Raw genomic sequence first — 11,898 nt, forward strand, 5'->3', positions numbered from 1 at the left:
ATGGGGTGGCGCGTGGGTTCGAAGGTTTGTGAATTGGGGGATGTTTTAGCAGGCTGCGGAAATAGGCGCTGAATGGCGCGGTCTAGGCCCCGTTGGCGGGTTGGATGAATGCGCCGAGGCGTTCTTCCTCGCCTGGTGCGGGCGCATGCGAGATTTTTCGCCTATTTGGCGAAAAACGGGCGTACTTATCCCGTCGCTAGCAGCTTTGGCAGGCGCACCAGGTTGCAGGCGGCGGCGGCCAGTGTGAAGGCCCAGCCCACGCGCGGCAGTCCTCTGTGACGGGTCTTGCGCAGATTGCCGCAGGTCTTGGCCCAGCCGAAGACCTCTTTGATCCGCTTGTGGATGCGGATGCTGACGGCATACCCAAGGTGTCGGGTGGTGCGGCCGCCGATTGCCGAGCGCCGGTTAGCGGTGTTTTGCGCGACATGCGGTGTCACGCTCAACGCGCGCAGATTGGCGATGAAATCGGCCGTGTCGTAGGCTTTGTCGGCGCCCAGTGTGGTGCAGTGGCAGCCATCCAAGCGTTCCAGCATGGTCAGCGCCGCCTCGCGCTCGGCGGTTAAGATCCTCGGCCTTGAGCACTCGATAGATGCTGTCGCGATTGAGGTGCGGCAGAAAGTGCCGAAGCACGAAGGTAAGATCGTCCAGAGGGAAACCCGTGGCGCGGCGTACCGCGCAGATAATCGCGCGTTCTTCCTCGCTCATGCGCCACGCCAGTCGTTTGGGTCGGCTCGAGCGATCCTGGACCGCCTGTTCTCCACGTTTGCGCCACTTGCGCACGGTTTCATCGCTTATGCCATAGCGCTTGGCCACGACGCTGGCGGGCTCAGCCGAACGGGCAATCTCCGCCCGTACAGCAGGTGTGGCTGGGCTTGGGGATGTATTTGCACCATCACGAAACCTCTTCAGCAAGTGCGGAAAAGCGCCACGCATGATCTGAGATGGCTTCATTTACCATGTCCCAATGATGTGTCGCAACCAGACACCTAGGGCCGACGGCAATTACAGATCCACGCGCCCTAATGACGTCCTTTCTTCTCGCGTCAAAATCACCAGATATAGTTGAATGAGATGGCTATGGCTGCGCTCGCGTAAACGGGTCAGGCGGCCACGCGTCTATCACCGAGGTTGAACGGGTGGCGGGCAATTCTAAAACCTGCCGCTCCGGGAGTTTCTTGAGCAGCCTAAGCGACTGGTCTGTCGGATCTTGCCACCGGCACGTTTACATGCATGATGCTGTTTCATTGATTGCGGTAATCATGGACACCATTTTGATCTCAAAATATTGAGAATCATAATAATATACCTATCCTATAGAATAGGATTAATGGTGTAATGTATTATTTGCATGAAATATTTTATTAATAACGCATGATGATGTAAATTCTGGAGGGCGTATAATGGATTGGGGTGGCTTCGTTGGGGAAGAGGCTAGAAAGAATTTCGATCGGTGGGTAAAATCTGGTTTCTATCAACAGTTTCTTTCCGGAGATTGCGTCCTTGATATAGGTTTTGCTGGATACCTTGATGGAGTCCGACCCATTACTCCTAATGCAATCGGCGTTGGTCTTGATTACCCTGGTTATGATGGAAAAATCCTGCCGTTTCAGGACTTTTCACAAGATACTGTATTCGCCAGTCACTGCCTTGAACATATCGATGACTATCGAACAGTCATCGCTGATTGGTTCCGGGTGTTGAAAGTGGGAGGATATCTGCTTATTACGGTGCCGCACCAGTATCTTTACGAACGCAACCTTGATCTGCCTTCTCGTTTCAATGCAGATCATCGCCGCTATTATACAGCGGCAAGCCTGCTTCGTGAGGTCGAGGAAGCGATCGACCCTCTGCAATTCCGTGTACGACAACTAGAAGATAATGACCGTGGTTTCGATTATGCGATTCCGCCGTCCCAACATGCCGTTGGGTGTTACGAGATTCTTCTGGTTATCGAAAAGATCCAGACGCCGGTCTACGCTGAGGAATTGAACGCTCCTCCGTTCATTGGTTCTGCCCCGTCCGGCCGCTTTATCGGTCGTCCTCGCTCAGAAGCCGATTCCGCCGTGATGTCTATCACCGCCGCCGGTGCGCCACGTTCGGTGATTATTTTCAAGATGGATCACTATGGCGACTTCATTGCTGCCAGTCCTGTGCTGGCAGATCTGCCGCACGCATTTCCCGATGCACGACTGACGCTGGTGTGTGGTGCGTGGAATGTGGAGGCCGCCCACAAACTGGGAGTCTTTGATGAGATCATTCCATTTTCGCTTTTTGCTCGAACGCCTCGGCTAGGTGCTACCGTCGATTTGTTCGACCAGTTGAATGAGTTGGAAGCTTTGCTGGCAGATCGCCGCTTTGATCTTGCCGTGGACCTGCGGGTGGATGGTGACACCAGACTAGTACTAAAACACGTAAATGCGGGGGTACGCGCCGGTTTTGGTACAACCAAGGCGTTCCCTTATCTCGATATCGCCTTGCCCATGGGATCGCCCACCACGCAGAACCGTTCGGCGGTGTTGTTCTGTGACGCAACCCGCTTCGAATGCAGGGGAGGTAGCCATCTGGGCCACGCGATTTCGCTGCCGGCGGGCGTCTATGCAAAGGGTAGCACGCTGATTTGGGGGCCTTACGTCGCGATCGAACCGGGTGAGTATCTGATCACGCTGTTGCTGAACGATGAGTCGGGATCGGTGCCTCCCTTCGATTTCGATATTGCTTGCAACAGTGGTAACACGCGTTTGGCGGTCGGGTCATGTCAGGCAATTGCTTCCGACGGGCTGACTTTGGCTGTGGACGAGCCTGTTACGGACTTGGAAATTCGTATCTGGGGCGATGATAAGCATGCGCTGGAAACCAAGATGCGTGGCTGCATGATCACCAAATGGGGGCAGGTTGGCGGCCCGCACCAGACCGAGTTGATGGCCATGCTGGTGGCTTTGGTTCAACACCGGGCTGTAATCACGCCTTTTGAGGAACGGGTGGCATGATTGTCGTTGCTCCTTTTTCCAATGATGCGTTGCGCGATTGGCCACGCGCCTATTTCAGGCGATTGGTCGAGATGTTGGTGGCGCACTGCGATTTGCCTGTTTTGCTGGCGGGGGCGGCCGAACAGCGGCACCCGATCAATCTGATCCTGCGAGGATTGCCATCGCCTCGGGTCACCAGTACCGCTGGGCTGTGGCGTTGGCCAGAGACGGTTGATCAGGTTACACGAGCGCGTCTGGTCATAGCGAACAATTCGGGGATTGCGCATCTCGGGGCAAAGGCTGGCGTGCCGACGCTGTGTCTGTTTGCTGCCTCCCATGATCCGTACGAATGGGGGCCGCGTGGATCACATGTGACCACGCTATATGCTCGCGCGGCCTGTGCACCATGTGGAATGGCTGGCGTCGGCGGGTGTGGCAATGGGCATGCCTGCATGAACGCCATACAGCCGGAAGTGGCGTTCGATGCCGCAAGGCGTTTACTGGCACGGACCGACGGTTAGATTAACGGTATTGTTGGTCGCATCTCTTCGGTATCGCATATTGCGGAATGGCAGCTATTTTGGGAGGCAAACCTGAAATTCGCCGTTCCGCTTCCGGCCAATATTGTCATGCCCAACGGCAACCGGTCCCATCAGATTTTGAATGGCCTTGCCCCCCTCATGGCACCATATGGCCCAGGACTGCCTGAAATAGCCTGACACGCCCCGGGAGTGGTGAGGCTCAAAAATCGCAGATTTTCGGGGGTTTGTCGATCCTCCCGACCGCTGGCCGGGAGTGCAAATGGTGCCCAGGAGAGGACTCGAACCTCCACGCCCTTGCGAGCGCTAGCACCTGAAGCTAGTGCGTCTACCAATTCCGCCACCTGGGCACATTTGCTTTTTGGCGCCGAGGCTTAGCGTCCTTTCGGTTGCTGCCCGCGCCGGGTAGGACCGCGCCTCTAAGCGGACCTTCGAATCCTGTCAACGCAAAAAGATCATTTTTTTCGCGAAACTGAAAAGTTTTTTTGCGCGCCCCCGATTTGCCCTTCCGGCCCGATTGCGCCGGGCCGCGCGCCATACCATCTTAAACGTGGCTAATTGCTGGAGTTGCAACCATGAGTGACGTTTTGCGCGATGCCTTGGTGGCGGTCACAGGCGGCAGCGGTTTTGTCGGGCAGCATTTGGCCCATGCCTTGCTGCGCGGCGGGGCGCGTTTGCGCATCGTCAGCCGCCACCCGGAAAAGGCCTGGATGATTCGAGGGCAGGGCGATCCGGGGCAGGTGGAATTTGCCCGTGCCGACCTGCGCGACGGGGCCAGCGTGGCGCGAGCGCTGTCGGGGGCGGACGCGGTGGTCAATCTGGTGGGACTGTTTTCCGGGCCGCTGGATGCGATTCAGGGGCGCGGGGTGGAAAGCCTCGCCCGTGCCGCGCATCACGCTGGAGCGCGCGCCTTCGTCCATATTTCGGCCATTGGCGCGGATGCGGCCTCTCCCGTGCCCTATGCGGCCAGCAAGGCGGCGGGCGAAAAGGCGGCTCTGGCCGGTTTTGCAGGGGCCACGATTCTGCGACCCAGCGTGATCTTTGGGCAGGACGACAATTTTCTCAATATGTTCGCGCGGATGATGCGAATGGTGAAGGCGCTGCCCTTGCCCGCGCTCCTGCCGGTGTTTGTACCGGATGGATTGCTGCAGCCGGTGCTGGTCGATGATGTGGCGCGTGCGATCGTGGCCGCTCTGGCCGATCCAAAGCGCCATGGCGGGCAGACCTATGAACTGGGCGGGCCTGAAGTGGTGAGCATGATGGAGCTGAACCGGCGCATCGCGCTGGCGGTGGGGGGCGGTATTCGCCTCTTGCCCATGCCGGATCTGGCGGCGCGGATCTTTGCCGCCTTGCCCGGCACGCCGATTTCGGCCGATCAGATCGTTCTGCTCAAGGCCGGCAGCGTGGTGGCCGATGGCGCGCAGGGTTTTGCCGCGCTGGGCCTCTCCCCGCGCCCCATGGGCCTTTATCTCGACCGCTGGTTCAGGCCATAGGCCCGGCAAACAGCATCGGATCCAGCCGCGCCTCGCGCCAGCGCATGCCCCAGTGCAGATGTGGCCCCGTCGCGCGCCCGGTCATGCCCACCTTGCCGATGGGCTGGGTCTGGCTCACCCGCTCGCCCTCGCGCACCAGCAATTCGCTGGAATGCAGAAACGCGCTGACCAGCCCCATGCCGTGGTCGATCATCAACAGATGGCCCTCCAGCGTGAAGGGTTTTTCCGCCGCCAGCACCACCACCCCGTCGGCGGGGGCCAGATAGGGCGTGCCCGCGGGCATGGCGACATCGCTGCCTGAATGATAGGCGCCCGGTGTGCCGCGATAGACGCGCTGTGATCCAAACAGGCCCGAGATCCGCCCCTTCACCGGCCAGACGAATTGTTGCCGCCAGCCCTCGGAAAGGGCGCCTGCGCGCCGCGCCGTATCTATTCGCGCCACTTCCTCGGCGCGGATGCGGGCATATTCACCTTCGGGAATAGCGGGTGGGCGAAAGGGGGCATCGATCTGTTCGATCCGCCATGCGCGCGGGGCGATGTCCAGCGCCAGCACCGCCTGAACTCCATTGGGCGCGGCGGCGGTCAGTTTCGCCACCGGCCCCGCATCGCGGTCAAACGCGATCAGAAACCGCCCCAGCGGATCGGTGGACAGCGCTGCGCCATCGAGCGCCACCTGCCACCCTTTGGGCGCCTGTCCCTGCGCCCAGCCGCCTTGCGTGGTTTCGCCGCGCGGAAAGGTGATCGGGCCAACGTCGAGCGAAAACCCATGAGCGGCGGCCGGCATCGCCGCCAGCCCGCCCAGCACCGCGCGGCGCGAAATCACCGGCCCAGCAAACGCTTCGTTGCCAGTTCGGGCGAGGCATAGGCCTCCTGATGCTCGACGCTCCAATAGCGCAGCGACTCAAGCGCAATCGCCTCGCCCGAAACGGCGCAGACGACATGATTGCCGCGCGAAAGCATAGTGAAACCATTGGGTTCATAGCGCAGCACCGCCGCGCGATCCGGGGAGTTCATCAACATGGACCCTTTATAGCACGATCAGCCGAACAAATCATCCTGCGCGGGTGGCGGCGATTTGGCGCGGGGCGCGGGGGCGGGGCGCTTTGCCGCAGCTTCTCGCGCCGATTCGGACGGCGGCGGCGTGTCGCCCGGCGCCACCTCCAGCAGACCATCGCGGAAATGCAGCGTCAGATGGCTTTCCCCCGCCGCCGCCGCGCGGTTGGTCAGGGTGCGGCCATCGGTCGCGGTCACGCGGACATAGCCGCGCGCCAACACATTGTCGGGGTTCAAACTGGCCATGATCCGCGTCACGCCGTCCAGCCTTTGCCGGTCATGGCGCAGACGCTGGGCCAGCAGGGCGGGGTTCAGACGCTGGGCCGAAAGCCGCGCCTCGGCATGGCGCAGGCGGGCTTGCAACAGGCCCGGCGTCAGCGGCCCGGCGGCGCGCTGCAACCGCATCCCCGCCTTTTGCGCCACATTGCCCAGTGCGCGGCGCAGGCGTTCGCTGGCGTCATCCAGCGCCTGTGCCTTGGCCGCAATCAGTTCCTCCGGCGTAGGCAGCCGCTGCGCCCGCGCGTCCAGCCTTTCGCGGCCAAGCACCACCGGGCGTACAACCGCACGGCGCGAACGCAGCCCCAGATCGCCGACAAAGGCGCGCAATTCCTCGCGCACCGGCACCGCCATTTCGGCCGCCGCCGTGGGCGTGGGCGCGCGCATATCGGCGGCGAAATCGGCAAGCGTGGTGTCCGTCTCATGCCCCACGGCGGAAATCACCGGAATCGAACATTCCGCAATCGCGCGGACCACGATCTCTTCGTTAAACGACCACAGATCCTCGATCGACCCGCCCCCGCGCCCGACGATCAGCACATCGGGGCGCGGAATCGGCCCATCCGGGGCCATCGCGGAAAAACCGCGCACCGCATTGGCCACCTGTTCGGCCGCCCCCTGCCCCTGCACCAGCACCGGCCAGAGGATCACCCGCGACGGAAAGCGGTCGGCCAGACGGTGCAGAATATCGCGAATCACCGCGCCCGTGGGGCTGGTGACTACGCCGATCACGCGGGGCAAAAACGGCAACCGGCGCTTGCGGGCGGATGCGAACAGGCCCTCGGCCTCCAGCCGCGCCTTGGTTTTCTCCAAAAGCGCCAGCAAGGCCCCTTCGCCCGCGATCTCCATGCGGTCGATCACGATCTGATAATTGGACCTGCCCGGATAGGTGGTCAGCTTGCCGGTGGCGATCACCTCGACCCCATCCTCGGGCCGGAAACCCAGCCGGGCAACATTGCCCTTCCACATCACGCCGTCCAGCCGCGCGCCCTCGTCCTTTAGCGAGAGGTACACATGGCCCGATGCCGCCCGCTTTACCCCCGACAATTCGCCCCGCACGCGCACAAAGGCGAAGCGATCTTCGACCGTTCGCTTCAAAATCGCGGAAATCTCGCTGATCGAGAGGGGTTCCGCGTTGTCGCCGCGCGCGGCTTTCGCTACCAGCGCGCCGGAGAGATCATCATCGGAATCGAAAGAGGCAGGCATGAATATCCTTTTGCTGGGTTCGGGCGGGCGTGAACATGCTCTGGCGTGGCGTCTATCGCAATCCTCGCTTCTGGCAAACGGTGGAAAGCTTTTTGCCGCGCCGGGCAATCCTGGCATTGGCGAACATGCCGATCTGGTTTCGCTGGATGCGGGCGATCATGACGCGGTGCTGGCTTTTTGCGAGGAACACCGGATCGGTTTCGTCGTGGTCGGGCCGGAGGCGCCGCTGGTCGACGGGCTGGGCGATGCGCTGCGCGGGGCGGGGGTGCCGGTGTTCGGGCCCAACAAGGATGCGGCCCAGCTCGAAGGGTCGAAGGGCTTTACCAAGGATCTGTGCGCGCGGGCCAATATTCCCACTGCAGGCTACCAGCGCGTGACCTCATTGGAACAGGCGCTGGCGGTGCTGGATCAGTTTGGCGCGCCGGTGGTGGTCAAGGCCGACGGTCTGGCCGCGGGCAAGGGCGTGACCGTGGCGATGACCATGGACGAGGCGCAGGACGCGGTGCGCGACATTTTCGCCGGGCGTTTCGGGGATGCCGAAGCCGTGATCGAGGAATTCATGGAGGGTGAGGAGGCTTCCTTCTTCGCCCTGACCGATGGCGCGACCATCGTGCCTTTCGCATCCGCGCAGGATCACAAGCGCGTGGGCGATGGCGATACCGGGCCGAACACCGGCGGCATGGGCGCCTATTCGCCCGCCCCGGTGCTGACCGCCAAGCTTCAGGCCGAGGTGATGACCCGCATCATCGCCCCCACGGTCAAGACGCTGGCCGACGAGGGCATGGCTTATTCGGGCGTGTTGTTCGCAGGGCTGATGCTGACGCGGCAAGGGCCCAAGCTGATCGAATATAACGCCCGTTTTGGCGATCCCGAATGCCAGGTGATGCTCAGTCGCCTGACCAGCGACCTTGGCGAATTGCTGTTCGCCTGCGCCACCGACCGGCTGGGGAGCATTCCCGCGCCGCAATTCTCCGACGATACGGCGCTGACTGTGGTGATGGCGGCCGATGGCTATCCCGGCACGCCGAAAAAGGGCGGCGTGATCGAAGGCATCGAGGCCGCGCAGACCAATGGCGCAAAGGTCTTCCACGCGGGCACGGCTTTGGCCGATGGCGCGCTGGTGGCTGCGGGCGGGCGCGTGTTGAACGTGACGGCGCGCGGGGCCAGTGTGACTGCCGCGCAGGCCGCCGCCTATGCTGCCGTTGATGCGCTCAACGCCCCCGAGCTGTTCTGCCGCCGCGACATTGGCTGGCGCGAAGTGGCGCGCGAGGCTGAATAAGGCGTTTTGCCGGGGGTGTTGCGGCACCCCCGGCCGATTTTACGCGTAAACGGAAAATGTTGCGCCCGACGGGCCGCTGGGCGGCGGCGTGGGGGCGCCGCTGCCGCCATTGGCCTGTCCGGTGGCGATGGCGGCCGATGCGGCGGCAACGGCGGCCTGCGCCGCGTTGTTGGCGGCCACAGCCGGGGCGGCGGGGCTGGAAATGCTCATGGTCATGGGGTGGTCCTCTCTGTCTTAGGCGTAGGTGCTGAAACCGCTGAAGCCATCGTTGGGCTGGCGCGGCGTGGTCTGGCTGGGGTCGGTGACGCTGGGCGGATCGGCCTTGGTCACCGCGGTCGCTTCATACACCGTCCGGCTGGCCGGAGTGCCATGTACGACGGGAGAAACGGGCGATACTCCTGCGGTCATTGCTTTCGTCCTGTTGCGGCCGGAACGCTTCCGGCTTGTCCCAAGCGCGCAGAAACCACGACCGGATTGCCCCATCCCGGCCGGATCTTTGGCGCGCATACGACAGAACGAAAACCGCCGGACCTTTTTAAGCCCGGCGGTAAAATTTTTTGCAGCTATGGGTGGTGGCGTTTTACGCGACCGTTTCAGCCACCAGCGCCTTGAGGTCGGCCTCGGGCCGCGCGCCGTAATGCGAGATGATTTCCGCCGCGCAAATCGCGCCCAGCGTCAGGCACGTGTCCAGCGCCATGCCGCGCACATGGCCGAACAGGAAACCGGCGGCGAACAGATCGCCAGCCCCGGTGGTGTCGACCACCTTGTCGATCGGCTGGGCCGGAACATGGGCGGTCTCGCCCCGGCGCACCGCATGGGCGCCCTTTTCGCTGCGGGTCACGACCACGCAAGGCACCTTGGCGGCAAGCTGGTCCAGACCCTCGTGGAAGTCTTCAAGACCGGTCAGCGCGGCCAGTTCGTGTTCGTTGGCAAACAGGATGTCGATCTGGCCTTCCTCGATCAGCGCGCGGAAATCGTCGCCATGGCGCGAAATGACAAAGGCGTCCGACATGGTGAAGGCCACCTCGCGGCCCGCCCCGCGCGCGGCGGAAATGGCGCGGCGCATCGCGCGGCGCGGCTCTTCCGGGTCCCACAGATAGCCTTCGAGATAGAGAACCTTGGCCGAGGCGATCACGCTTTCATCCAGCGCGTCGGCGGGCAGGAACTGGCTGGCGCCAAGGAAGGTGTTCATCGTGCGCTGGCCGTCTGGGGTGACGAAGATCAGGCATTGCGCGGTGGCCGGTTCGCCTTGGCGCACAGGCGTATCGAAGCCGATGCCGCCCGCACGGATGTCATGGGCAAAGACATTGCCGAACTGATCGTCGGCAACCTGGCCGATAAAGGCGCATTGCGCGCCAAGCTGGGCCAGACCCGCCAGCGTATTGGCCGCGCTGCCGCCCGAAATCTCGCGCGCGGGGCCCATTGCGGCGTAAAGTTCGCGCGCGCGGTCCGGGTCCACCAACGTCATCCCGCCTTTGGCCAGACCCAGTGCCGCGATCTGTTCCTCGGATGCGGGGGCCAGAACATCGACAATGGCGTTGCCGATGGCGATGACGTCGATGGTGGGCTCGGACATGGGTGTGGGCTGCTTCCTGCTGTGTGATTGAACGCCTTGCCCTAGCGGCGGCGGGCTTTGACCGCAACCGGCATTGACAGGGGCCTTGGGCGTGGCATGAGCAGGGGCCATGCGCTTTTTCCTCCTGCCCTTGCTGCTCGTCCCGCTCATTGCCGCTTGTGGAGAGCAAGGGCCGGTGGCCAGCATACCGCGCGCGCCTGCGAGGTCTTCACAGGTTCCCGTCGCCCCGCGCCGTCAGCCTGTGCCCGCGCCGGTGGTGCATAGCGCGCCGGGGCTGGAAGGGGTGATCGGCGCGCGTGCGGGCGATCTGGCGCGATTGTTCGGTCCGCCGCGTCTGGATGTGCAGGAAGGCGATGTGCGCAAGCTGCAATTCGTTGGGCCTGCCTGCGTGCTGGATGTCTATCTCTATCCGCAGGCGGGCGGGGGTGAGGCACATGCCACCTATGTCGATGCGCGGCGCAGCACCGATGCAAAGGATGTGGACCGGGCGGCCTGCGTGGCGGCGCTGCGGCGCAAATAACGCTTCATCGCGTCTGACAATTCGGTTCATTGGGCGGCAAGGCGCGGTTCGTCATCTCGGCTTTGGGGGCGCAAACCGAAAGGAATGCTCCAAATGTCGAACTCGTCTAACGACTTTCATGGCAGCGATCTGCCCGGCTATCATCCGGCCCGACTGAACCCGGACGATGCCGAAGCGCTGCTGGCGATCAACGCGCATCTTCGTTCGCCCTCGCCCGAATGGGTGAGTTTTATTGGCGAGACGCTCTCGCACTGGCTGGTGGAACAGCGCGTTCCGCATGGCGTGGTGGATGATGCCAAGGCGATGTGGCTGATCGAACGGATCGACGAAGGGGGCGAAGTCAATTCGCCCGCGGCCCTCAACCTGCTGCAACGCTGCTGTGTGAAAGCCCAGCGCGTGCCGCAGCGCCTGATGCAATATTTGCAGGTGCAGGAGGCGAGAATGGCTTGAAAAACCCCGGAGGCCCATGAGGGGGCCTCCGTCTTGGCAGGGTGCGCTTCAGGCATCCGCCTGAAGCTTGCGGCACCGGCCCTCTCCCCCGGCCCTACCACCCATTGAGTGTACCCTGTGGGTGGTAGGGCCGGGGGAGAGGGCCGGTGCCGAGTGGTGGCACGGATGTGCCACCACAAATCTTAAACCGTAAAGCTCTCGCCGCAGCCGCAACTGCCCTTGGCATTGGGGTTGTTGAACACGAAGCCTGCGGTGAAATCATCCTCCACCCAGTCCATCGTGCTGCCGATCAGATAGAGCACGCTGGCGCTGTCGATGAAGAAGAGGCCGCCTTGCGTCTCGATCTTTTCATCCAGCGGGCTGGCTTCGTTGATGTAATCGACCGAATAGGCCAGACCTGAACAGCCCCGGCGCGGGGTGGACAGCTTGACGCCGATGGCGCCCTCCGGCGCTTCGCTCATCAATTTGGCCACGCGCGCTTCTGCGTTCGGCGTCAGCAGGACGGCGGCGGGGCGGGGCTTGCGCGTGGTCACGGTCATT

General features: G+C 62.7%; 13 protein-coding genes, 1 tRNA gene and 2 pseudogenes. 6 read left to right on the forward strand and 10 right to left on the reverse strand.

Annotated features, from left to right (window positions below; all coding sequences use genetic code 11):
* Nucleotides 1–185: 185 nt before the first annotated feature.
* Nucleotides 186–557: pseudogene (locus FHW96_RS08120) on the reverse strand (IS5/IS1182 family transposase); the annotation flags it as partial.
* Nucleotides 553–893 (reverse strand): annotated as a pseudogene (locus FHW96_RS08125) (helix-turn-helix domain-containing protein); the annotation flags it as partial. The pseudogenes FHW96_RS08120 and FHW96_RS08125, both read right to left, overlap by 5 nt.
* Before the next feature lie 507 nt (nucleotides 894–1,400).
* On the opposite strand from FHW96_RS08125, the gene FHW96_RS08130 reads away from it, so the two are divergent.
* Both FHW96_RS08130 and FHW96_RS08135 read left to right on the forward strand, forming a co-directional pair.
* Nucleotides 1,401–2,987: a methyltransferase domain-containing protein gene (locus FHW96_RS08130; protein WP_172340063.1), complete on the forward strand. Its 1,587-nt coding sequence runs from the start codon at nucleotides 1,401–1,403 to the stop codon at nucleotides 2,985–2,987.
* Nucleotides 2,984–3,487, forward strand: a complete 504-nt coding sequence (locus FHW96_RS08135) for a glycosyltransferase family 9 protein (protein ID WP_172340064.1) — start codon at nucleotides 2,984–2,986, stop codon at nucleotides 3,485–3,487. The genes FHW96_RS08130 and FHW96_RS08135 overlap by 4 nt, the downstream gene beginning before the upstream one ends.
* Nucleotides 3,488–3,768: 281 nt before the next feature.
* Here the strand turns inward: FHW96_RS08135 and FHW96_RS08140 are convergent.
* A tRNA-Leu gene (locus FHW96_RS08140) sits at nucleotides 3,769–3,855 on the reverse strand.
* A gap of 225 nt (nucleotides 3,856–4,080) precedes the next feature.
* Between FHW96_RS08140 and FHW96_RS08145 the strand changes: the two genes are divergently transcribed.
* Nucleotides 4,081–4,998 (forward strand): complex I NDUFA9 subunit family protein, encoded by a 918-nt coding sequence (locus FHW96_RS08145; RefSeq protein WP_172340065.1) that lies wholly within the window; start codon nucleotides 4,081–4,083, stop codon nucleotides 4,996–4,998.
* Here FHW96_RS08145 and FHW96_RS08150 read toward each other — a convergent pair.
* Genes FHW96_RS08150 through xseA form a run of 3 tightly spaced genes read right to left on the reverse strand, consistent with a single transcriptional unit; the run spans nucleotide 4,988 to nucleotide 7,533 of the window.
* A complete protein-coding gene (locus tag FHW96_RS08150) occupies nucleotides 4,988–5,821 on the reverse strand; it encodes a M23 family metallopeptidase (protein WP_371815668.1) in 834 nt (277 codons plus the stop codon). The genes FHW96_RS08145 and FHW96_RS08150 overlap by 11 nt on opposite strands.
* Nucleotides 5,818–6,012, reverse strand: a complete 195-nt coding sequence (locus tag FHW96_RS08155; RefSeq protein ID WP_371815669.1) for a DUF2093 domain-containing protein — start codon at nucleotides 6,010–6,012, stop codon at nucleotides 5,818–5,820. Before FHW96_RS08155 ends, FHW96_RS08150 begins: the two co-directional genes overlap by 4 nt.
* Nucleotides 6,013–6,036: 24 nt before the next feature.
* Nucleotides 6,037–7,533, reverse strand: a complete 1,497-nt coding sequence (gene xseA / locus FHW96_RS08160; protein ID WP_172340067.1) for an exodeoxyribonuclease VII large subunit — start codon at nucleotides 7,531–7,533, stop codon at nucleotides 6,037–6,039.
* Here xseA and purD point away from each other — a divergent pair.
* Nucleotides 7,532–8,812: a phosphoribosylamine--glycine ligase gene (gene purD / locus FHW96_RS08165; protein ID WP_172340068.1), complete on the forward strand. Its 1,281-nt coding sequence runs from the start codon at nucleotides 7,532–7,534 to the stop codon at nucleotides 8,810–8,812. The two genes, xseA and purD, sit on opposite strands and share 2 nt — an antisense overlap.
* Before the next feature lie 39 nt (nucleotides 8,813–8,851).
* On the opposite strand, the gene FHW96_RS08170 is transcribed toward purD, so the two are convergent.
* The 3 genes from FHW96_RS08170 to FHW96_RS08180 all read right to left on the reverse strand — a co-directional run bounded on the left by FHW96_RS08170 (nucleotide 8,852) and on the right by FHW96_RS08180 (nucleotide 10,388).
* Nucleotides 8,852–9,028 carry a hypothetical protein gene (locus FHW96_RS08170; protein WP_172340069.1) on the reverse strand — a complete coding sequence of 59 codons (177 nt, stop codon included), beginning with the start codon at nucleotides 9,026–9,028 and terminating at the stop codon, nucleotides 8,852–8,854.
* Between the two features lie 18 nt (nucleotides 9,029–9,046).
* Entirely contained in the window at nucleotides 9,047–9,220 is a 174-nt protein-coding gene (locus FHW96_RS08175; RefSeq protein WP_172340070.1) for a hypothetical protein, read from the reverse strand.
* 172 nt (nucleotides 9,221–9,392) lie between these two features.
* Nucleotides 9,393–10,388 carry an adenosine kinase gene (locus tag FHW96_RS08180; protein ID WP_172340071.1) on the reverse strand — a complete coding sequence of 332 codons (996 nt, stop codon included), beginning with the start codon at nucleotides 10,386–10,388 and terminating at the stop codon, nucleotides 9,393–9,395.
* A 109-nt stretch (nucleotides 10,389–10,497) separates the two neighbouring features.
* On the opposite strand from FHW96_RS08180, the gene FHW96_RS08185 reads away from it, so the two are divergent.
* Together FHW96_RS08185 and FHW96_RS08190 are read left to right on the forward strand one after the other, a co-directional pair.
* A complete protein-coding gene (locus tag FHW96_RS08185; protein WP_172340072.1) occupies nucleotides 10,498–10,908 on the forward strand; it encodes a hypothetical protein in 411 nt (136 codons plus the stop codon).
* A 93-nt stretch (nucleotides 10,909–11,001) separates the two neighbouring features.
* Entirely contained in the window at nucleotides 11,002–11,358 is a 357-nt protein-coding gene (locus FHW96_RS08190; RefSeq protein ID WP_172340073.1) for a hypothetical protein, read from the forward strand.
* 182 nt (nucleotides 11,359–11,540) lie between these two features.
* Here FHW96_RS08190 and FHW96_RS08195 read toward each other — a convergent pair whose 3' ends face one another.
* Nucleotides 11,541–11,897 (reverse strand): iron-sulfur cluster assembly accessory protein, encoded by a 357-nt coding sequence (locus tag FHW96_RS08195; protein WP_172340074.1) that lies wholly within the window; start codon nucleotides 11,895–11,897, stop codon nucleotides 11,541–11,543.
* Nucleotide 11,898: the final 1 nt, after the last annotated feature.

The organism is Novosphingobium sp. SG751A (genome assembly GCF_013149295.1).
Lineage (GTDB): Bacteria > Pseudomonadota > Alphaproteobacteria > Sphingomonadales > Sphingomonadaceae > Novosphingobium.